The sequence below is a fragment of the Rivibacter subsaxonicus genome, from assembly GCF_004217215.1.
Classification (GTDB): Bacteria; Pseudomonadota; Gammaproteobacteria; order Burkholderiales; family Burkholderiaceae_C; genus Rivibacter; species Rivibacter subsaxonicus.
Window position 1 is genome coordinate 390246 of the sequence record NZ_SHKP01000005.1, and the last position, 20729, is coordinate 410974.

The window sequence follows — 20729 nt, forward strand, 5'->3', positions numbered from 1 at the left end:
AGCGCTACTTCCTACAATCAATTGCGGCTGCCGCCCGGCGGCCGCGGGAGATGTCGATGAATGCTCCTGCCGAATTCGCACCCCACCTCGAACCCCGCCCGCTGCCGGCACCGATGCTGGACGCCCTGCGGGCCCGCTTCGGCGAGCGCTGCGTCAGCAGCCTCGCGGTGCGCGAGCAGCATGGCCGCGACGAGTCGCCCTTCGACGTGCCTCCGCCGGAGGTGGTGGTCTTCTGCGAGAGCAACGACGATGTCGTCTTCGTCGTGACGCTGGCCAACCGGCACGCGGTACCGGTTATCCCCTTCGGTGCCGGCTCCTCGCTCGAAGGCCACCTGCTCGCGGTGCAGGGCGGCGTCTCGATCGACCTCACGCGCATGAACCGCGTGCTGCGCGTCAACGCCGAGGACCTCACGGTGACGGTGCAGGCCGGCGTCACGCGGATGCAGCTCAACCGAGAGATCAAGGACAGCGGGCTGTTCTTTCCGATCGACCCCGGCGCCGACGCCACCCTCGGCGGCATGAGCGCCACCCGCGCCAGCGGGACCAACGCGGTGCGCTACGGCACGATGCGCGAGAACGTGCTCGGGCTGACGGTGGTCACCGCCAGTGGCGAACTGGTCCACACCGGCACCCGCGCGCGCAAGAGCAGCGCCGGCTACGACCTGACCCGGCTGCTGGTCGGCAGCGAGGGCACGCTCGGCGTGATGACCGAGATCACGCTGCGCCTGGTGCCGCTGCCGGAGGCGGTGAGCGCGGCGGTCTGCTTCTTCGACAGCGTCGATGCCGCGGTGCGCACCACCATCGAGACGATCCAGCTTGGCGTGCCGATCGCGCGCTGCGAGCTGCTCGACGCGCACGCGGTGCGCGCCGTCAACGCGCACGACAAGCTCGGCCTGCGCGAGCAGCCGATGCTGCTGATGGAGTTTCACGGCAGCGCCGCCAGCGTGCAGGAGCAGGCCGAGACGGTGCAGGCGCTGGCGCGCGACAACGGCGGCGCCGACTTCCAGTGGGCCACGACGCCGGAGGAGCGCACCCGCCTGTGGACCGCGCGCCACCACGCCTACCTGTCGGGCCTGCAGATGCGCCCCGGCTGCCGCGCGGTGACCACCGACTGCTGCGTGCCGATCTCGCGCCTGGCCGAATGCATCAACGCCACGGTGGCCGATGTCGACGCCAGCGGCCTGCCCTACTTCATCGTCGGCCATGTCGGCGACGGCAACTTCCATGTCGCCTACCTGATCGACCCGCTGCAGCCGCCAGAGCGGGTGCTGGCCGAAAAGCTCAACCACCAGCTGGTGGCACGCGCATTGCAGATGGAAGGCACCTGCACCGGCGAGCACGGCATCGGACTGCACAAGATGGGCTTCCTGCTCGATGAGGCCGGTGCCGGTGCGGTGGAGCTGATGCGCACCATCAAGCGGGCGCTGGACCCGAACAACATCATGAACCCCGGCAAGATCTTCGCGTTGTGACTGAAGGCAGCAAGATCAACGGCGCCGCTGCCGGCCTTGGCCGGACGCTGCGCGACGCGACCTTCGTGCATTCGGCGGTGCTGAGCCCGGCGCTGGTCGGCGCGATGCTGCCGTCATCGCGCTGGCTGGCGCACTCGATGGCGCGCAGCGCGCGCGGCGCGCACCTGCTGGTCGATCTCGGTGCCGGAACCGGTGCGATCACCGCGGCCCTCGTCGAGCACCACCCGGGCGTGCCGCTGGTGGCGGTCGAGATGCAGGCCCGGCTGGCCTCGCTGCTGGCGCGGCGCTTTCCGCAGGTGGATGTGCGCCACGCCGCCGCGCACGACGTGCTCGACTCCCTGCACGATGCGCCCGCCGACACCGTGCTCGTGTCCTCGCTGCCCTTTCGTTCGCTGCCGGAACCCTGGCGCCAGCGCAGCATGGCGGCGATCGAGGCCTTCCTCAACGCCGACTCGACGCGCCGGCTGGTGCAGTACACCTACCAGCCACGTGCGCCCTTTGCGCCACTCAGCAACGGCCTGCGCTGGCACCGCGAGCACATGGTGTGGCGCAACGCGCCGCCGGCGGCGATCTGGACCTTGCAGCGGCACTGAGCGGCAGGCCTGGCCGTCGCGCGCATGGAGCAACGCCGATGACAGCCGCAGAAATCCTCCAGACCGACTACAAGCTGAAGACCGACTACCTCGTCGCGCATCTTGCGCGGATGTGGACGCGCTTCGGCTTCTTCCTGACCATCCAGTCGGCGCTGTTCGGCTACTCGCTGCAGCTTGCCAACGCCGAGTACCTGCGTCTGCTCGCCGGCTTCGGCCTGATCCTGGCCCTGCTGTGGTGGCACTTCGCGGCCACCGACAATTACCTCGTCACCGTCTACCGCGCCCAGGTGGCGCAGGTCTTCCACCTGATGCGTGCGGCCCGCGCGGCCGCGTTCGTCGAAGCCGGGCTGCCGCCGGACCCGCCCGGCTATTCCTACGTCGGCAGCACGGCGAGCGAGGCCTTCGACGCGCGCTCGGGCGAGGTGCGGCCGGTGGCCCGCGGGCTGCTGCAATGGCGCTCGGAGCGGCTCAGCGCCACCGAGCTCGGCGTGGTGTTCGCCCTCTTCTTCGTCGCGCTGTGGCTGCTGCGCCTGGTGACATAGCCGCGTCAGGCCACGGCCCTGCCTTTGCGCTTCAGTGCTTGGCGCCGGCGACGCTCCAGCGTTTGCCGACGTGGCCGCGTCCGTCGACGCTCTCCAGGTGCGCATCGAAACCCCACAGCCGCGCAACGTGCTTGAGCACCTCGGGCGTGGCGTCGCCGAGCGGGCGGTCGTTGTGCTGCACGTGGCGCAGCGTCAGTGAACGGTCGCCGCGCAGGTTGACGTTCCAGACCTGGATGTTGGGCTCGCGCGAGCCCAGGTCGTACTGGCGGCTGAGCGCCTCGCGCAAGCGGCGGTAGCCGGTTTCGTCGTGGATCGCGCTGACCTCGAGCTCGGTCTCGGCCTCGTCGTCGCGGATCGCGAACAGCCTGAAGTCGCGCATCAGCTTGGGGCTGAGGTACTGGCCGACGAAGCTCTCGTCCTTGAAGTTGCGCATCGCATGGTTGATGGTCTCGAGCCAGTCGGCGCCGGCGATCTCGGGGAACCAGTGGCGGTCCTCGTCGGTCGGCTGCTCGCAGATCCGCTTGATGTCGGTGTACATCGCGAAACCGAGCGCGTAGGGATTGATGCCGCTGTAGGCCGGGTGCCCGACCGGCGGCTGGAAGATCACGTTGGTATGTGACTTGAGCCATTCGACCATCATGCCGTCGGAGAGCAGACCGTCGTCGTAGAGCGTGTTGAGCAGGCGGTGGTGCCAGAAGGTGGCCCAGCCCTCGTTCATGACCTGGGTCTGGCGCTGCGGATAGAAGTACTGCGCCACCTTGCGCACGATGCGCACCACCTCGCGCTGCCAGGGTTCGAGCAGCGGCGCGTTCTTCTCGATGAAGTACAGGATGTTCTCCTGCGGCTCGTCGGGAAAGCGCAGATTGGCCGCCTCCTGCGCCTTGGCCGCCTTCTTGGGCAGCGTGCGCCAGAGGTCGTTGACCTGGCGCTGCGCGTAGGCCTCGCGCTCCTCGCGCAGGGTTTTTTCCTGCGCCAGACTGAGCTTGCTCGGCCGACGGTAGCGGTCGACGCCGTGGTTCATCAGCGCGTGGCAGCTGTCGAGCGTGTCCTCGACCGCATCGACGCCGTGGCGCTCCTCGCACTCGGCGATGTAGTTCCGCGCGTAGACCAGGTAGTCGATGATCGACGAGGCATCCGTCCACATGCGGAACAGGTAGTTGCCCTTGAAGAAGCTGTTGTGGCCGTAGGCCGCATGGGCGATCACCAGCGCCTGCATCGCCAGCGTGTTCTCCTCCATCAGGTAGCTGATGCAGGGATTGCTGTTGATGACGATTTCGTAGGCCAGGCCCATCTGGCCGCGCTTGTAGCTCTTCTCGGTGCTGATGAATTCCTTGCCGAAGCTCCAGTGGCGGTAGTTCACCGGCATGCCGACGCTGGCGTAGGCATCCATCATCTGCTCGGCGGTGATCACCTCGAGCTGGTTCGGGTAGGTATCGAGACCGTAGCGCTTTGCCGTCTCGCGGATCGCCGCGTGGTACTCCTCGATCAACTCGAAGCTCCAGTCGCTGGAGGCCGGCAGCGTGCGGCTGGCACGTGGCGGATGGACGATCTCGCTGGCCTTGCGCACGCGTCCGGGCGCGGCGGCGTCGAGCCCGTCGAAGAGGTCCGGCGTCGGGTCGGGCGCACGCGGCGCGGACTCCTCGCGGGCGGGGTCGGACTTGCGCGCCATGGCTCAACAGCTCCTTGGGCAGCGCTCAGGCTGCCTCGGCGGTGGGCGCGCCTTCCTTGCGGAACAGCTCGCGGAACACGGGGTAGATCTGCGAAGGCTCGAGCACCTTGCGCATCGCGAAGTGCCGGTGCGCGGCCGCGATCTGCGCGTACTCCTCCCACAGGTTCTGCTCGGCCTCGGCCACCTGCACGTAGGCGAAGTAGCGCACCAGCGGAAGCAGCTGCTGCTCGACCATCTCGCGGCAGCGGCCGCTGTCGTGGTGCCAGTTGTCGCCGTCGCTGGCCTGGGCCGCGTAGATGTTCCATTCGCTGGTCGGGTAGCGCGCGTCGACGATCTCCTTCATCAGCACCAGCGCGCTGCTGACCACCGTGCCGCCGGTCTCGGTGGCGTGGAAGAACTCCTGCTCGTTGACCTCCTGCGCCTGCGTGTGGTGGCGGATGAAGACCAGGTCGATGTGGTCGTAGTGGCGCGTGAGGAACAGGTAGAGCAGGATGTAGAAGCGCTTGGCGAGGTCCTTGCGCGCCTCGTCCATCGAGCCGGAGACATCCATGAGGCAGAACATCACCGCCTTGGTGGTCGGCACCGGCACCCGCACCCGGCTGCGGTAGCGCAGGTCGATCGGGTCGAGGTAGGGGATGCGCGCCACGCGCTCGCGCAGCAACACGATCCTGGCCTCGAGCTCCTTGATCTCGCGCTGGCGCATCTCGCGGCCGGGGTCGAGATCGGCGTCGCCGCGGACATGGTGCTGGAGATGCGCAAGCTGTGCCTCGAGATGGCGCAATTCGCGTCGCGCTTCGGCACCGATCGCGATGCGGCGACCGATCGCGCCGCGCATCGAGCGCAGCACATGCAGGTTGTTCGGCGTGCCATCGCTGGTCAGGCCGGCGCGCTGCATCTTGTATTCCGGCACCTCGGCGAGCTGGGTCTTGACGAGGTTGGGCAGCGCCAGGTCCTCGAAGAAGACCTCCATGAACTCCTCGCGGCTCAGGTGGAAGACGAAGTCGTCCTCGCCCTCGCCGGAATCGCTGGCCTGGCCACCGCCGCTGCCCTGCCCCGCGCCACCCTGCGGCCGCTCGATGCGGTCGCCGGCCACGTACTCGCGGTTGCCCGGATGCACCAGCTCGCGCTTGCCGCCGCTGCCATGCTGGAACACCGGCTCCGAGACGTCGCGCTTGGGCAGCGTGATGTCCTCGCCCTGCTCGATGTCACGGATGCCGCGCCCGTTGATGGCCTTGCGCACCGCCTCTCGGATCTGGTCCTTGTGGCGGCGCAAAAAGCGCTCCCGATTGCCGACCGACTTGTTCTTGCCCTGCAGCCGGCGATCGATGATCTGTTGGAGCGCCATGGACAGCTCTTGCCCTGGTTGCGTTCAGCCGCGTGTCGTCATGAACTCTTGCGCACCCGCAGGTACCACTCGCACAGCAGGCGCACCTGCTTGGGCGTGTAGCCCTTGTCGACCATGCGCTGCACGAAGTTCTCGTGCTTGCGCGCCTCGTCAGCACTGGCCTTGGCGTTGAAACTGATCACCGGCAGCAGTTCCTCGGTATTCGAGAACATCTTCTTCTCGATCACCACGCGCAGCTTCTCGTAGCTGGTCCAGAGCGGGTTCTTGCCGGCGTTGTTGGCGCGCGCGCGCAGCACGAAGTTGACGATCTCGTTGCGGAAGTCCTTGGGGTTGCTGATGCCGGCCGGCTTCTCGATCTTCTCGAGCTCGCCGTTGAGCGAGCCGCGGTCGAAGACCTCGCCGGTATCGGTGTCGCGGTACTCCTGGTCCTGGATCCAGTAGTCGGCGTAGGTGACGTAGCGGTCGAAGATGTTCTGGCCGTACTCGCTGTAGCTCTCCAGGTAGGCGGTCTGGATCTCCTTGCCGATGAACTCGGCGTAGCGCGGCGCCAGCAGCTCCTTGACGAAGCCGACGTACTTCTGCTCGAGCTCGGGCGCGAACTGCTCGCGCTCGATCTGCTGCTCGAGCACGTACATCAGGTGCACCGGGTTGGCGGCGACCTCGGAGCTGTCGAAGTTGAAGACCTTGGACAGGATCTTGAAGGCGAAGCGCGTCGAGACCCCGCTCATGCCCTCGTCGACGCCGGCGTAGTCGCGGTACTCCTGGTAGCTCTTGGCGCGCGGGTCGGTGTCCTTGAGCGAGTCGCCGTCGTAGACCAGCATCTTGGAATAGAGGCTGGAGTTCTCGGGCTCCTTCAGGCGCGTGAGGATCGCGAACTGCGCCATCATCCGCAGCGTGCCCGGCGCGCAGACGGCCTGGCCGAGCGAGGAGCTGCGGATCAGCTTCTCGTAGATCCGGACTTCCTCGCTGACGCGCAGGCAGTACGGCACCTTGACGATGTAGATGCGGTCGAGGAAGGCCTCGTTGTTCTTGTTGTTGCGGAAGGCCTTCCACTCGCTCTCGTTGCTGTGCGCGAGGATGATGCCGTCGAAGGGGATCGCGCCGAAGCCCTCGGTACCCTTGAAGTTGCCTTCCTGGGTGGCGGTGAGTAGCGGGTGCAGCACCTTGATCGGCGCCTTGAACATCTCGACGAATTCGAGCAGGCCCTGGTTGGCCAGGCACAGGCCGCCGGAGTAGCTGTAGGCGTCCGGGTCGTCCTGGGCGTAGGTCTCGAGCTTGCGGATGTCGACCTTGCCGACCAGCGAGCTGATGTCCTGGTTGTTCTCGTCGCCCGGCTCGGTCTTGCTGACCGCGATCTGCTTGAGGATGCTCGGGTGGCGCTTGACCACCTTGAAGCGGCGGATGTCGCCGCCGTACTCCTCGAGCCGCTTGACGGCCCAGGGGCTGAGGATGCGCTGCAGGTAGCGCCGCGGGATGCCGTATTCCTTCTCGAGGATCGGCCCGTCCTCGTCGGGGCTGAACAGCCCCAGCGGCGACTCGTTGACCGGCGAATCCTTCAGCGCATAGAACGGCACCTGCTCCATCAGCTGCTTGAGCCGCTCGGCGATGCTGCTCTTGCCGCCGCCGACCGGGCCGAGCAGGTAGAGGATCTGCTTGCGTTCCTCGAGGCCCTGCGCCGCGTGGCGGAAGTAGGAAACGACCTGCTCGATCGATTCCTCCATGCCGTAGAACTCGGCGAAGGCCGGGTAGCGCTTGATCACCTTGTTGGCGAACAGGCGCGACATGCGCGGGTCGTTGCGCGTGTCGACGAGTTCCGGCTCGCCGATCGCCTTGAGCATGCGCTCGGAAGCGCTTGCGTAGGCCAGCGGCTCGCGCCGGCAAATCTCGAGGTACTCCTCGAGCGAGATTTCCTCTTCGCGATTGCGCTCGTAGCGCTGCGCGAAGCTGCTGATCACGTCCATCCACGACCTCCTTTCAACTGCCGGAGGCGGCGTCGCCACGCGGGCCGGTCCTGCCAACCGCGCGTGCAGCGCTGCCCGATATCCGATCCCTCATTTCCGAGCCCGCCGCTGCCGGCCCGGCGCCCGTGGTCGACCCCGATATCGGGATGAGGCCGAAGACCACGCATCGGTTCCGTCGACGGTGCGATTCAGATGCAGCCGTCGCAGGACAAGGATGCTCCGCTTCGCCGCCCTCCGCCACCACCCGATGCGTCAACCCGACAGCGCCAAGGAATTTGTTCGCGATTCGATGCGCTACTGACACGCAACTTTGGGGCCATGCCGCTTCAACGCCGCAGCCGCCACCTCGGCGGACACCTGCCGGTGACGGATGCCTCGGTAGTCGCCCTAGCTATCTCGATGCGAGATCGCTCACCGTCCGAATATTGAACTTGGCGCCCCGGCAACCCAGCCCCTACGCTGCGCGGGCTGTGGCGTGCGGCCGGGTGGTCGACACGCGATGTTGGCAAGCACTTCCTATAACGGAGACACAAGACCATGGCCAATTCAAGTCGCGTGCGCCGCCTCGGCGCCGTCACCATCGCCGCTGCGATCCTGGGCGGCTCCGCCCTTGCAGCCGGTCCGCTGCAGAAGATCGGCAAGCCTGAGGGGCAGGTGGACATCGTCGCCTGGCCCGGCTACATCGAACGCGGCGAAACCGACAAGAAGTTCGACTGGGTGACGGCCTTCGAGAAGAAGACCGGCTGCAAGGTCAACGTCAAGACCGCCGGCACCTCCGACGAGATGGTCGCGCTGATGAACGAGGGCGGCTTCGACCTCGTGACCGCCTCGGGCGACGCCTCGCTGCGCCTGATCGCCGGCAAGCGCGTGCAGCCGGTCAACGTGGCGCTGGTGCCGAGCTTCAAGACGGTGGACGAGCGGCTGCAGAAGGCGCCCTGGCACACCGTTGCCGGCCAGCACTACGGCGTGCCCTACCAGTGGGGCTGGAACGTGCTGATGTACAACACCAACGCCTTCAAGGGCCAGACGCCGCCGAGCTGGAAGGTGGTGTTCGAAGAGACGACGCTGCCCGACGGCAAGAGCAACAAGGGCCGGATCCAGGCCTTCGACGGCCCGATCTACATCGCCGACGCCGCGCTGTTCCTGATGAAGAACCGGCCCGAGCTCGGCATCAAGGATCCCTACGAACTGAACGAGGCGCAGTACAAGGCCACGCTCGACCTGCTGCGCCAGCAGCGCAAGCTGGTCGGCCGCTACTGGCACGACGCCTTCGTGCAGATCGACGACTTCACCAACGAGGGCGTCGTGGCCTCCAGCAGCTGGCAGTTCCAGGCCAACGTGCTGAAGAGCAAGAACCGGCCGATCGCGACCACGGTGCCGGTCGAGGGCGCCACCGGCTGGGCCGACACGACCATGCTGCACGCCGAGGCCAAGCACCCGAACTGCGCCTATCTGTGGATGGAGCACTCGCTGAGCCCGCAGGTGCAGGGCGACCTGGCGGCCTGGTTCGGCTCGGTGCCCTCGGTGCCGGCGGCCTGCAAGGGCAACGCGCTGCTCGGCGAGGACGGCTGCGCGCGCCAGGGCTTCAACAGCTTCGACCGCATCTCGTTCTGGAGGACGCCGACCACCAAGTGCGCGACGCAGAAGGACCAGTGCATCCCGTATCACAAGTGGGTCTCTGACTTCATCGCGATTCTGGGTGGCAGGTAAGGCATCTGGCTGCTGCGCGGGTCGATCTGAGCCCTGCGGTGCTCGCCGTACATGAGTACGGCTGCGCTCCTCGAACTCACCTCGGCCCGCTCGCGACGCCAGCTGCCTCACCTGCGGCTCGCTGCCCTGCGGGGTCGCGAGCCGCCTCAAGCAAGGTTGCTGCATGACCGCCGCCGTCACCCTCGAACAAGTCTCCTGCGCCTTCGGCCCGGCCGGTCGCGAGGTGCGCGCCGTCGACGGCGTGGATCTCACGATCGAGGCTGGCGAGTTCTTCACATTGCTCGGGCCCTCGGGCTCGGGCAAGACCACCTGCCTGCGCATGATCGGCGGCTTCACGCTGCCCACCGCCGGCCGGATCCTGATCGGCGGCCAGGACGTGAGCCGCCTGCCGCCCTATGCGCGGCCGGTGAACACCGTGTTCCAGGACTACGCGCTGTTCCCGCACATGAGCATCCGCGACAACGTCGCCTACCCGCTGATGGTGCGGGGGCTGCCGAAGACCGAGCGGCTGCGGCGCGCCGACGAGCTGCTGGCGCTGGTGCGCCTGCCCGAGGTCGGCGAGCGGCGACCGGCCCAGCTCTCCGGCGGCCAGCGCCAGCGGGTGGCGCTGGCGCGCGCGCTGATCGGCCAGCCGCAGGTGCTGCTGCTCGACGAGCCGCTCGGCGCGCTCGACCTCAAGCTGCGCGAGCAGATGCAGGTCGAGCTCAAGAGCCTGCAGCGCCAGCTCGGCATCACCTTCCTGTTCATCACCCACGACCAGCACGAGGCGCTGTCGATGAGCGACCGGGTCGGCGTCTTCAACCGCGGCAGGCTCGAGCAGGTGGACGCGCCGCGCGCCATCTACGAGCGGCCGGCGACCCGCTTCGTCGCCGAGTTCGTCGGCGCCGCCAACGTGCTCGACGGCGAGCTGGCGCAGCGCCTCACCGGCCACCGCTGCGCGATGCTGCGGCCGGAGCGCATCAGCCTGGGCGACGGCGCGGCGGCCGGCAACCACCGCGCGCGCGGCACGGTGGAGGACCTGCAGTACTACGGCGCCTCGGTGCGCGTGCGCATCGCGCTCGAGGGCGCCGGCGGGTCGCTCAGCGTCGACCTGCCGGCGGCGCTGCCGACGCCCGAGCGCGGCGCCGGCGCGCGCCTGCACTGGGACGACGCGGCGGTGCACCCGCTGCGGGAGGCCGCGTGAGCGCCGCACGGCCGCTCCGAAGGCGCTCGCGCCGTGCCCGAGACGGGCACGTCCTTCGGCCCGTCCAAGTCCGCGCAGGCGGACTTGGAGCCGCGGCCCTCAGCCCCCTCGGGGGGACGGCCCGCAGGGCCAAGGGGGCCCCATGAACGTGGCAGTCGCTGCCCCGCTGCCGGCCTCGCCGCGGCGGCGGCTGAGCGACCAGCTCGCGACCCGTCCGCGCCTGCTGCTGCTGGCGCTGCTGGCGCCGCCGCTGCTGTGGTTCGGCGTGATCTACCTCGGCTCGCTGTTGACGCTGCTGGCCAACGCCTTCTTCCAGCTCGACGACTTCTCCGGCCTGGTGGTGCGCGAGCCGACGCTCAAGAACTTCGTCGCGCTGCTCGAGCCGGCCAACCTCGACGTGGTGCTGCGCACCACGCTGATGGCGCTGGCGGTCACGCTGGCCTGCGCGGCGATCGGATTCCCGATCGCCTACTACATGGGGCGCTACGCGCGCGGCTGGACCAAGGCCTTCTTCTACATCGCGGTGATGCTGCCGCTGTGGAGCAGCTACCTGGTGCGGCTCTACGCGTGGAAGCTGCTGCTGGCCAAGGAGGGCGCGATCTCGTGGCTGGCCGAGCGGCTGCACCTGACGTGGGCACTGGACGGACTGCTGGCGCTGCCGCTGGTCGGCGGCCCGTCGCTGAGCTTCTCGCCGCTGGGCACCTTCCTGGTCTTCGTCTACATGTGGCTGCCGTTCATGATCCTGCCGATCCAGGCCGCGGTCGAGCGCATCCCCGCCTCGCTGATCGAGGCCTCGGGCGACCTCGGCGCCGGTCCGGCGCAGACCTTCCGCCGCGTGATCCTGCCGCTGGCCTGGCCGGGCCTGGTGGCCGGCTCGATCTTCACCTTCTCGCTGACGCTGGGCGACTACATCATTCCGCAGGTGATCGGCGACTCCACGCTGTTCATCGGCCAGGTCGTCTACATGCAGCAGGGCACGGCCGGCAACGTGCCGTTCGCGGCCGCGTTCTCGATCGTGCCGATCGTGCTGATCGCGACCTACCTCTGGTTCGCCAAGCGCCAGGGAGCCTTCGATGCGCTCTGAGCGCGCCTCGCTCGGCCTGCGCGCCGCCGCCTGGGGCGGCTTGGCCTTCCTGCACATCCCGCTGGCGCTGATCGTGCTGTACGCCTTCAGCGCCGAGGACAAGAGCTACGTGTTCCCGCCGCCGGCGCTGACCACCCAATGGTTCGCGGTGGCCTTCGGGCGCGAGGATGTCTGGCGCGCGATCGGCCTGTCGCTGCAGGTGGCGGCGTGGAGCACGCTGATCGCGCTGGTGCTGGGCACGCTGGCCGCCGGCGCGCTGGCGCGCCACCGCTTCTTCGGTCGCGACTCGATCAACCTGCTGCTGATCCTGCCGATCGCGCTGCCCGGCATCATCACCGGCATCGCGCTGCGCAGCGCCTATGGCAGCTTCGAGATCCCGTTCTCGTTCTGGACCATCGTCATCGGTCACGCGACCTTCTGCGTCGTCGTGGTCTACAACAACGCGGTGGCGCGGCTGCGCCGGCTCAGCCCCTCGCTGATCGAGGCCTCGATGGACCTCGGCGCCGACATGTTCCAGACCCTGCGCCACGTGATCGCGCCGCAGCTCGGCTCGGCGCTGCTGGCCGGCGGCCTGCTGGCCTTCGCGCTGAGCTTCGACGAGGTGATCGTCACCACCTTCACCGCCGGCCAGCAGACCACGCTGCCGATCTGGATGCTGCAGGAGCTGATCCGCCCGCGCCAGCGGCCGGTCACCAACGTCGTGGCGGTGCTGATCATCGCGCTGACCTTCGTGCCGATCCTGCTGGCCTACACCCTCACCCGCGCCGACGAAGCCCCTGCGTCGCGCTGACCCTCGGAGAGACAACGATGAGCCTGAGCCTTCATACCGAACTGCTGATCGACGGTGCCTTCGTCCCCGGCGAGGGCGAGGTCGAGAAGATCCTCAACCCGGCCACCGGCGAGACCATCGCCAGCGTGGCCGAGGCCTCGCTGGAGCAGGTCAACCGCGCGGTCTCGGCCGCGGCGCGCGCCTTCGAAAGCTGGAGCGAGACCACGCCGGCCGAACGCTCGCGCCTGCTGCTGACGCTGGCCGACCGAATCGAGGCCGACGCCGAGGCCTTCGCCCGCACCGAGGCGCTGAACTGCGGCAAGCCCTACGCGCGCGCCCTCGGCGACGAGATCCCGGCGGTGGCCGACTGCTTCCGCTTCTTCGCCGGCGCGGTGCGCGGCCTGACCGGCGCGCTGGCCGGCGAGTACCTGGCCGGCCACACCAGCATGATCCGGCGCGACCCGGTCGGCGTGGTCGCCAGCATCGCGCCCTGGAACTACCCGCTGATGATGGCGGCCTGGAAGCTGGCGCCGGCGCTGGCCGCCGGCAACACGGTGGTGATCAAGCCCAGCGAGCAGACCCCGCTGAGCACGCTGCGCCTGGCGCGGCTGATGGCCGAGATCCTGCCGAAGGGCGTGGTCAACGTGCTCTGCGGCCGCGGCGGCAGCGTCGGCCAGCCGCTGGTCGAGCATCCGAAGGTGGCGATGGTCTCGATCACCGGCGACGTCTCGACCGGCAAGAAGATCCTGCAGAGCGCCGCCACCAACGTCAAGCGCACCCATCTGGAACTCGGCGGCAAGGCGCCGGTGATCGTCTTCGACGACGCCGACCTGGATGCGGTGGTCGAGGGGCTGCGCACCTTCGGCTACTACAACGCCGGCCAGGACTGCACCGCCGCCTGCCGCATCTATGCCGGCGCCAGGATCCACGACAAGCTGGTGGCCGACCTCACGAGCGCGGTGCGCGGCATCACGCTCGGCGCCGGCGACGACGAGGGGGCCGAGGTCGGCGCGCTGATCAGCGACCGCCAGCGCAACCGCGTCGCCAGCTTCGTCGAGCGCGCGCAGATGACCGGCCACATGGAGATCACCACCGGCGGCAAGCTCAAGGCCGGCGCCGGCTTCTTCTACGAGCCGACGGTGATCGCCGGCGCGCGCCAGGACGACGAGATCGTGCGGCGCGAGGTCTTCGGCCCGGTGGTCAGCATCACCCGCTTCAGCGACGCCGACCAGGCCATCGCCTGGGCCAACGACAGCGACTACGGTCTGGCCTCGAGTGTCTGGACGCAGGACGTGGGTCGCGCGATGCGGGTCGCGCGCAAGCTGCGCTACGGCTGCACCTGGATCAACACCCACTTCATGCTGGTCAACGAGATGCCGCACGGCGGCCTCAAGAGCAGCGGCTACGGCAAGGACCTGAGCATCTACGCGCTCGAGGACTACACGGTGCCGCGGCACGTGATGGTCAAGCTGTAGGCGTGCGATCGGCGCGGCTTGCGCGGCTGGCGGCGCTCATACGGTTGCGCGATCAATAGTCAAGAACTTCACAGCCGCAACGCCCGCCTTCGGCGCATCGCCGAACTTCAACGTTTGCCGTCGAACACACTCTCTCGGCCAGGAGCGGCCACTCGAGTCGTGGCCGGAAGCCGTCACTGACTGCCATTCGCATGGATGGCGTGAGCCGACACACCAGCAGTGGAGCACGTATGGGCCGTTCAACTCGGGACACCGCCTGGGTAAGCCAATGTAGTAGGCCTATGCCGGCATCTGCATCCGCTTGCGCAAGCTCTTGTCGAACGCCGACGTCGGTACGAAGCGTCTGAGCAGACTGACCGTTGTGGCGTCACGTCCAGCCGTGTAGCGCAGCTGCGGCTTCGCGGCGATGGCGGCGGTGACGACTGTCCCGGCCACCACTTCCGGTAGGTCGGCTTTCGCTGCCTCTTTGCGCATCACGGCTTCGGCGTTCGCTCGCGCCAGCGCATAGTGTTCGATGTTCTGGTCGGCTGCCAGCGCGTTGCTCTCGAACGTGGTGCGGGTGTAGCTCGGTTCGACGAGAACGACCCTGATCCCGCAGACTCTGACCTCGTGGTCCAGCGCCTGCGAGTAGCCCTCCACTGCGTGTTTGCTCGACGAGTACAGTGCCATGAAGGGCGAGGGAATCAGGCCCATTACCGAGCTGATGTTGACGATGCGTCCCGACCGCTGCTGGCGCATCGCGGGCAGAACAGCGTTGGTCATGCGAATCACGCCGAAGAGGTTGACATCGAAGAGGGACCGGGCCTGTTCGAGCGAAGACTCCTCCGCGGCGCCGATCAAGCCAACGCCCGCGTTGTTGACCAGCAGGTCGATGCGGCCTGCCTTGGCAAGCACCTCGCGCACCGCCGCTTCAACCGTCAGGTCGTTGGTCACGTCGCAGGCCACGTAGTCGATGCCGGGTATCCCCGTCGCCGGGGGCTTGCGGTAGGTCCCGAAAACTCGGTACCCCGCGGCATGCAGCGCGCAGGCGGTTGCTGCACCAATGCCTGCCGTCGCCCCGGTGACGATCGCCACGGGCTGCTGTTTCTGATCTGTTGACATTGAGATCTCACTTTCCATTTGAATCTGACACTACGGGGAACCTGCTGAGGCATGCTTTGAACGCCGAATCGAGATGTCTGTCGAAGCTGCAATTGACCGAGCCGGCTGCTAGGGCGGCCTCTCCGGTGGGCGCTATGAAATGGCTGTTGATTTACCGTACTTCTAAGTACAGTAAGTGTAGTGGCATATAATGGACTATCAAGTACAGAAATAAGCCGATGCCCCAAACCGAGGACGATGTCGCGCCCCAGCCGCGTCGCGGCCGGCCGCGCGACCCCGAGCGCTTGCGGCGCATCATGGAAGCGGCGCGCAGCCACTTCGATGGGCACGGTTTCGAGCGGGCCAGCGTCGACGCCATCGCCGCCAAGGCCGGCGTCTCGAAGATGACCATCTACAGCCACTTCGCTTCGAAGGAAGGGCTGTTCGAGGCAGTGATTCGCGATCGCACCGATCGCGTGATGGGCGGGCTGGCCGGCGTCGAAGCGCTGGACCCGAAGCAGCCTCAGAAGGCGCTGCTGGCCATCGGAGAGCAATTCCTCACGCTGGCGCGTGAGGAGGACACGCTAGGCCAGTTTCGTTCGCTATACGGCGCCGCCGGGACGCAGCGCGAGGCGTGCTTGGCCTTCTACAGGCAGGGGGCCGACAGGCTGATCGGCGACTTGGCTGCCTATCTGCGCCGCGCTGATGCGCAGGGCACGCTGCACATACGGCACCCGCGTCAGGCGGCGGACCTGTTCCTGTCGATGTTCCTTGGCGATGGCCACATCCGCGGGCTGCTGATGCTCGACATGCACGATGCGCGGGAGAACAGAGCGCTGCTGCGGGAGGCGGTGCGGGTGTTCATCGCGGCCTACGCGAAGGCACCGTGACGAAGGGAGTACGAGCTGAGATGAACTCACAGGCTGCGACAGAGAATCGTACGTGGTGGCCTGTCCATAGGCACTTTGAACGAATCTCCTCGGTCGAGCGCCCCCAAAGGAATGTCCGCTTTCCACGCATCCCGGAGTCTGCAGTGGGTCGGGAGCGCGAGTTCACCGCTCGAAGTTGAACTTCAGCAATGCGCCGCAAGCGGCCCAGCACTTTTGAGTTCGAAAGCGAGCTGGCCTCAGGCCCGTGCCCGTCGCGCCCGCGCCTGGGCCTGCTCGCGCGCCAGCTCGATGAACTCGGCGGCCGCGGGCTTCAGCGCCAGCCCGCGGCGCCAGACCAAGCCCACGTCCACCGTCGGCACCGCGTCGCGCAGCGGACGCGCCACCACGTGCTCGGCGTCCAGCGTCCACGGCCGGTACAGGAAGTCCGGCAGCACCGCGATGCCGGCACCCACGCCGACCAGCGAGCGCACCGCCTCCAGCGAGGAGGTGTGCAGCAGCGTGCGCGGCTTGAGCTGGTAGCGCGCCCAGACCGCGCGCATCAGGTCGTCGATGCGGTCGGCGTCGAGCACGATCACGTCGTGCGCCGCCGCCTGCGCCAGGCTCAGTTCCTCGACCTCGGCCAGCGGGTGGTTGGCGGCGAGCCAGACCCGGTTCGGCGAGCGCGTCAGCGTCTCGGCCACCAGCGCCTGCGGCTCGCCGAGCGCGTTGCTGACCATGATCGCGACCTCGAGCTCGCCGTTGATCAGCAGGTGCTCGAGGAAGGGCGGCGAGTCCTCGACCACCTGCAGCCGCACCTGCGGGCAGCTGCGCTGGAAGCGCGACAGCAGCTCGCTGAGGTAGTAGCCGGCGACCAGCGAGGTCACGCCCACCGCCAACGTGCCCGAGAGGCCCTCGGGCTGCGCGCGGTTAAGCCGCGTGGCCTCGGCCACCGCCGACAGCACCTTGTGCGCGCTGGCCAGGAAGCGATGGCCATCCGGCGTCAGCTGCATGCCGCGCGCCGAGCGCTCGAAGAGCCGCTCGCCGAGCGTGGCCTCGAGCTCGAGGATGCTCTTGGTGACCGCAGACTGCGCGATGCTGAGCATGCGCGCCGCGGCCGCCACCGACTGCGTCTCCGCCACCGCCACGAAGTAGCGGAACTGGCGCAGCGTGATGTTGCGGTTCAAGGCTCGGCGCGTTCGCCGCGCAGGCGCTCGATCAGGCCGTCGAGCTCTTCCAGCGAGCCGAAGGCGATCGCCACCTCGCCCTGCTCGCCACGCTTGGTGCGCTTCTTGATCCGGATCTCGACCGCCGCGGTCAGCAGGTCGGCCAGCTCCTCCTCGAGCCGCACCACGTCGCGCGGCTTGGCCGCCTTGCCGCGCAGCAGTTGGGTCTGGCGGCCGCCGGCGGTGGCGCGGGCGACCAGCTTCTCGGCATCGCGCACCGTCAGCTTCTTCGCGACGATCTCGTGGCCGGCGGTGATCTGCTGGACCCGCTCCAGCGACAGCAGCGCACGCGCGTGGCCCATGTCGAGGTCGCCCGCCATCAGCATCTGCTGCACCGGCTCGGCCAGGTTCAGCAGGCGCAGCAGGTTGCTCGCCGCGCTACGCGAGCGGCCCACCGCCTGCGCCGCCTGCTCGTGGGTCAGGCCGAAGTCGTCGGTCAGGCGCTTGAGGCCCTGCGCCTCTTCCAGCGGGTTGAGATCCTCGCGCTGGATGTTCTCGATCAGCGCCATCACCGCGGCCGACTCGTCGGGCACGTCGCGCACCAGCACCGGTACCTCGTCGAGACCGGCCAGCTTGGCCGCGCGGGTGCGGCGTTCGCCGGCGATGATCTCGTAGCGCGCCGCGCCGCTGCCGCCGACCGGCCGCACCAGCACCGGCTGCATGATGCCCTGGCTCTTGATGCTCTCGGCCAGCTCGTAGAGCGAGCCCTCGTCCATGCGCGTGCGCGGCTGGTACTTGCCGGGCTGCAGCGCGGCGAGCTTCAGGGTCGTCGGGTAGCCATCGCCGGCGCCGCTGTTCTGCGTCTCGCTGACCTTGGGGCCGAGCAGGGCTTCAAGGCCGAGGCCCAGGCCCTTGGGTTTCTTGGTTGCCATGGGTCGATTGTCCCTGATGGTTCGGTGCCGCCGGCCGTGAGTCTCTGACCGTCGGCGGCGGTGCGGTCGGCGGCCGCGGCGGTGCGGTGTGATGGGCCAGCGGGCTAGCGGCGTCGCGCCCTGCACGACGCGCGGCCGGGTGCACGATGTCGCGCTCGATGTGCTTGCGGATGCGGCCCCACAGCGGGTCGGCGGCCTGCGGCTGGCGCGCCATCCAGGCCACGGCGGCGTCGCCGCGCACATGCGGCACCAGCGGGCCGCGAGCGCGCTCGGGCAGCGCGCGCCAGCGGCCGCGGAACTCGGCGACCAGGCTCTCGTCGTCGAGCCCCTTGCTGTCGAGGCCGAGCGCGCGGCGCAGGTCGTGCAGGTGCAGCCAGGCGTCGGCGCCCTCCTCGATCACGCGCAGCGGCCGCCCGGCCACGCTGTGGTGGCGACCCTCGAACTCCGACCAGGCGGCGGCGCGGATGCCGCGCACGAGTTCGGCCGTGACGTCCATCAGCGGCCGCGCGAGCAGGTAGCCCCACAGCGGCAGGCTGAGCACCATCGTCGCCGCTCCGAAGAGCCGGTAGACGCCGAGCGACAGGCCGAGGCAGAAGCCGCCGCGCAGCAGCAGTTGCCACCAGGGCGCGGCAAGCGTCTCGCGCAGGCTCATCGTCGGCCGCTCAGGCAGGCGCCGCCAGCGCCTCGAGCAGCGCCCGCCCTTCGGCCCAGTCGCCGAGGCCGGAGTCGCCGTTCAGATGGCCGCAGGCACCCGCCAGCACCAGCGCGGCGCCCCAGTCGGCGGCGAGGCCGGTGCTGCGATCGAGCGCGCAGTAGGGGTCGTCGCTGCTGGCGACCAGCGTCGCGGCAAACGGCAACCGCGCGCGCACCATCGGCCGCCAGTTGTGCAGCTGCGGCGGCATGTCGGCGCGCTCGGTATCGGGCGCCGCCACCAGCAGCGCGCCGCGCACGCGCGAGGTGTGCCGCGAATGCGCGGCCCAGGCCGCGACCGCCTGGCAGCCAAGGCTGTGGGCAACCAGCAGCGCCGGTCGCGGATCGGCCAGCAGTTCCTCGTCGAGGCGCGAGATCCAGTCGCCCCGCCGGGGCCAGTGCCAGTCGTCCTGCTCGACCCGGTGATCGCCGTGCAGCGCCTGCCAGCGGCTTTGCCAGTGGTCGGGGCCGGAGTTCTGCCAGCCGGGCAGCAGGAGGACGCGTGTGTCGTGCATGGCGCGCCATTGTGCGGGGCGCCGCGCCTGGTCAGCGTTGCAGCGGCACCAGGAAGCGGTTCTCGCGCGTCGGCCCGCGCACCAGCCGCGGCTCGGACGTCCCGGCCTTCGGCCGCACCGAGAGCGGCGTGGCCGGCACCGGCGGGCAGCTGCCGGTACTGCGCAGGTGCAGCGCGGCCGCGAGCCGCCCCTCGGCCGGGTCGCCGAGCGCGTGGTTCATGTCGTCGGCCGCCGCGCACTGGGCGCCGAAGCCGTCGGCGTAGTCGCCGAAGCCCTTGGCGTTGACGCCCTGGAACTCGATCGGGAAGTAAGAGATGCCGCAGTTGTCGCGCGCGGTGAAGCCGTAGGGCTTGCCGCAGGTGCTGCCACCGATGAGCCTGACATCGACGTCGACACCGCGCAGGCCGTTGACGATCGACTCGCTGGCCGAGCAGGTCGAGCCGCCCGCAAGCACGTAGACCCGCGCCAGATCCAGCGTCGGCAGGGGCTGCGAGGTGCTGCAGCGGAAGTTGGCGTCCGGCAGGCAGGCCTTGGCGTAGAACGGGGTGTCGCCGTCGGCGGTGTCGGCCGTGCGCTTGTCGTTGTATTGCAGGCGCTCGAAGGGTCGGCCGGCGACGCGCGTCGGCCCGGCGATCATGTAGGCCAGCTCACTGGCGATGTAGAGATAGCCGCCGCCGTTGTAGCGCAGGTCGAGCACCAGGTCGCTGATGCCGGCCGCGCGCAACTCCTCGATGGCCGCGATCAGTTGCGCTTCGGCCGGCACGATGTGGTCGTTGAAGACGATGTAGCCGACCTTCTGCCCGTCGACCTCGAGCACCTTGGTCAGCAGCACCGGCCGGCGCGTGATCTCGGTGCCGGCCAGCAACGCGTAGACCTCGGGCGCTCCCTGGCGGCCGAAGCGGAACTGGTAGTTCTGGCCAGCCCGAGGCCCGAAGACGGCCTCGTTGAGGACACCGACACCGTAGCTGCTGCCGTCGTCGGCCGAGACGCCGTTGACGGAGAGCAGCGTGTCGCCGCGCTGGAGCCCGGCGACCGCGGCCGGCGAGCCGGGCTCGACAAAGGCGATGCGGATGTTGCGCGGCGGCGTTGGCGAACCCATCGACCATTCGATGCCGTAGCCGAGCGAGACGCCGGACTGCGTGAGCTCCTTCCAGGCCTTGGTCGGGTAGGTGAAGCTGAACTGGTCCTTGCGCTTGCCGCTGGCGGTGGTGGCCGGGGTCAGCAGCGCCTCGAAATAGCTCGCGATCGAATCGGGCACACCGGCCTGCGTGTCGACGCTATAGGCTGCAGCTGTTGAATCCACATTGCCTATCTCTCGATACCAGAGGTAGGCGGCGTCGAGGTAGGCGCGAACCCAGCGCTTTTCATCCGCGAGCGTGCCGAGCGTCGTCGCCGCCGCGGCATCGACGCGATGCGGGTTGTTCGGCGAGCACTGCTGGGCCTGCGCCGCGACCAGCGGTGCAGCGCGCTGCGCCGTCGCCGGGGCATCGGATCCGCCACCGCAGCCGGCAAGCATCAAAAAAAACGCGACGGCCAGCGTCGCGCGCAACGGATTGCGGTTTTTCATGTTGTTCTCGACCCTCCCCGGCAGGGCCTGTGCTCTGGCCAAGGAGTTTAGAGGCCCGCCCTCGATCTAGGGGGTGGGTTGGCCCGTAGTGCACCGCGCAAGCGACAGCG

The 20729-nt window shown here is 68.7% G+C and carries 18 protein-coding genes; 9 read left to right on the top strand and 9 right to left on the bottom strand.

Annotated features, from left to right (window positions below; translation table 11 throughout):
- The first annotated feature begins 56 nt into the window (after window positions 1-56).
- The 3 genes from EV670_RS07815 to EV670_RS07825 are packed head-to-tail and all read left to right on the top strand — an operon-like array spanning window position 57 to window position 2607.
- Complete coding sequence (locus EV670_RS07815) at window positions 57-1472, top strand: FAD-binding oxidoreductase (protein ID WP_130431279.1); 1416 nt, start codon at window positions 57-59, stop codon at window positions 1470-1472.
- Entirely contained in the window at window positions 1469-2065 is a 597-nt protein-coding gene (locus tag EV670_RS07820) for a class I SAM-dependent methyltransferase (RefSeq protein WP_207225024.1), read from the top strand. Before EV670_RS07815 ends, EV670_RS07820 begins: the two co-directional genes overlap by 4 nt.
- A gap of 38 nt (window positions 2066-2103) precedes the next feature.
- Window positions 2104-2607 carry a RipA family octameric membrane protein gene (locus EV670_RS07825; protein ID WP_130431280.1) on the top strand — a complete coding sequence of 168 codons (504 nt, stop codon included), beginning with the start codon at window positions 2104-2106 and terminating at the stop codon, window positions 2605-2607.
- 31 nt (window positions 2608-2638) lie between these two features.
- Here EV670_RS07825 and EV670_RS07830 read toward each other — a convergent pair whose 3' ends face one another.
- The 3 genes from EV670_RS07830 to EV670_RS07840 are packed head-to-tail and all read right to left on the bottom strand — an operon-like array spanning window position 2639 to window position 7582.
- Window positions 2639-4276 carry a SpoVR family protein gene (locus EV670_RS07830; protein ID WP_130431281.1) on the bottom strand — a complete coding sequence of 546 codons (1638 nt, stop codon included), beginning with the start codon at window positions 4274-4276 and terminating at the stop codon, window positions 2639-2641.
- Between the two features lie 25 nt (window positions 4277-4301).
- Window positions 4302-5621, bottom strand: a complete 1320-nt coding sequence (locus tag EV670_RS07835) for a YeaH/YhbH family protein (RefSeq protein WP_130431282.1) — start codon at window positions 5619-5621, stop codon at window positions 4302-4304.
- Window positions 5622-5659: 38 nt separating this feature from the next.
- Window positions 5660-7582 (bottom strand): PrkA family serine protein kinase, encoded by a 1923-nt coding sequence (locus tag EV670_RS07840; protein WP_130431283.1) that lies wholly within the window; start codon window positions 7580-7582, stop codon window positions 5660-5662.
- Between the two features lie 537 nt (window positions 7583-8119).
- Here EV670_RS07840 and EV670_RS07845 point away from each other — a divergent pair.
- The 5 genes from EV670_RS07845 to EV670_RS07865 all read left to right on the top strand — a co-directional run bounded on the left by EV670_RS07845 (window position 8120) and on the right by EV670_RS07865 (window position 13803).
- Window positions 8120-9292, top strand: a complete 1173-nt coding sequence (locus EV670_RS07845) for an ABC transporter substrate-binding protein (protein ID WP_130431284.1) — start codon at window positions 8120-8122, stop codon at window positions 9290-9292.
- A gap of 163 nt (window positions 9293-9455) precedes the next feature.
- Window positions 9456-10475 (top strand): ABC transporter ATP-binding protein, encoded by a 1020-nt coding sequence (locus EV670_RS07850; RefSeq protein ID WP_130431285.1) that lies wholly within the window; start codon window positions 9456-9458, stop codon window positions 10473-10475.
- A gap of 142 nt (window positions 10476-10617) precedes the next feature.
- On the top strand, window positions 10618-11559 hold the full coding sequence (locus EV670_RS07855) for an ABC transporter permease (protein ID WP_130431286.1): 942 nt from the start codon (window positions 10618-10620) through the stop codon (window positions 11557-11559).
- On the top strand, window positions 11549-12349 hold the full coding sequence (locus EV670_RS07860) for an ABC transporter permease (protein ID WP_130431287.1): 801 nt from the start codon (window positions 11549-11551) through the stop codon (window positions 12347-12349). The genes EV670_RS07855 and EV670_RS07860 overlap by 11 nt, the downstream gene beginning before the upstream one ends.
- A gap of 41 nt (window positions 12350-12390) precedes the next feature.
- The gene (locus EV670_RS07865) at window positions 12391-13803 is read left to right on the top strand and encodes a gamma-aminobutyraldehyde dehydrogenase (protein WP_207225044.1); all 1413 of its coding nucleotides are present in this window, start codon (window positions 12391-12393) and stop codon (window positions 13801-13803) included.
- 279 nt (window positions 13804-14082) lie between these two features.
- Here EV670_RS07865 and EV670_RS07870 read toward each other — a convergent pair whose 3' ends face one another.
- Complete coding sequence (locus EV670_RS07870) at window positions 14083-14904, bottom strand: oxidoreductase (RefSeq protein WP_130431288.1); 822 nt, start codon at window positions 14902-14904, stop codon at window positions 14083-14085.
- A gap of 218 nt (window positions 14905-15122) precedes the next feature.
- Here EV670_RS07870 and EV670_RS07875 point away from each other — a divergent pair, with 218 nt between their 5' ends.
- Window positions 15123-15773 (top strand): TetR/AcrR family transcriptional regulator, encoded by a 651-nt coding sequence (locus tag EV670_RS07875; protein WP_130431289.1) that lies wholly within the window; start codon window positions 15123-15125, stop codon window positions 15771-15773.
- Between the two features lie 236 nt (window positions 15774-16009).
- On the opposite strand, the gene EV670_RS07880 is transcribed toward EV670_RS07875, so the two are convergent.
- Genes EV670_RS07880 through EV670_RS07900 form a run of 5 tightly spaced genes read right to left on the bottom strand, consistent with a single transcriptional unit; the run spans window position 16010 to window position 20619 of the window.
- Window positions 16010-16936 (bottom strand): LysR family transcriptional regulator, encoded by a 927-nt coding sequence (locus tag EV670_RS07880; protein WP_207225025.1) that lies wholly within the window; start codon window positions 16934-16936, stop codon window positions 16010-16012.
- On the bottom strand, window positions 16933-17847 hold the full coding sequence (locus EV670_RS07885) for a ParB/RepB/Spo0J family partition protein (RefSeq protein WP_130431290.1): 915 nt from the start codon (window positions 17845-17847) through the stop codon (window positions 16933-16935). Before EV670_RS07885 ends, EV670_RS07880 begins: the two co-directional genes overlap by 4 nt.
- A complete protein-coding gene (locus EV670_RS07890) occupies window positions 17807-18499 on the bottom strand; it encodes a Rossmann-fold NAD(P)-binding domain-containing protein (protein ID WP_130431291.1) in 693 nt (230 codons plus the stop codon). Before EV670_RS07890 ends, EV670_RS07885 begins: the two co-directional genes overlap by 41 nt.
- A 10-nt stretch (window positions 18500-18509) precedes the next feature.
- The gene (locus EV670_RS07895; protein ID WP_130431292.1) at window positions 18510-19052 is read right to left on the bottom strand and encodes an RBBP9/YdeN family alpha/beta hydrolase; all 543 of its coding nucleotides are present in this window, start codon (window positions 19050-19052) and stop codon (window positions 18510-18512) included.
- Between the two features lie 31 nt (window positions 19053-19083).
- Window positions 19084-20619, bottom strand: a complete 1536-nt coding sequence (locus EV670_RS07900) for a S41 family peptidase (RefSeq protein WP_130431293.1) — start codon at window positions 20617-20619, stop codon at window positions 19084-19086.
- Window positions 20620-20729 lie beyond the last annotated feature (110 nt).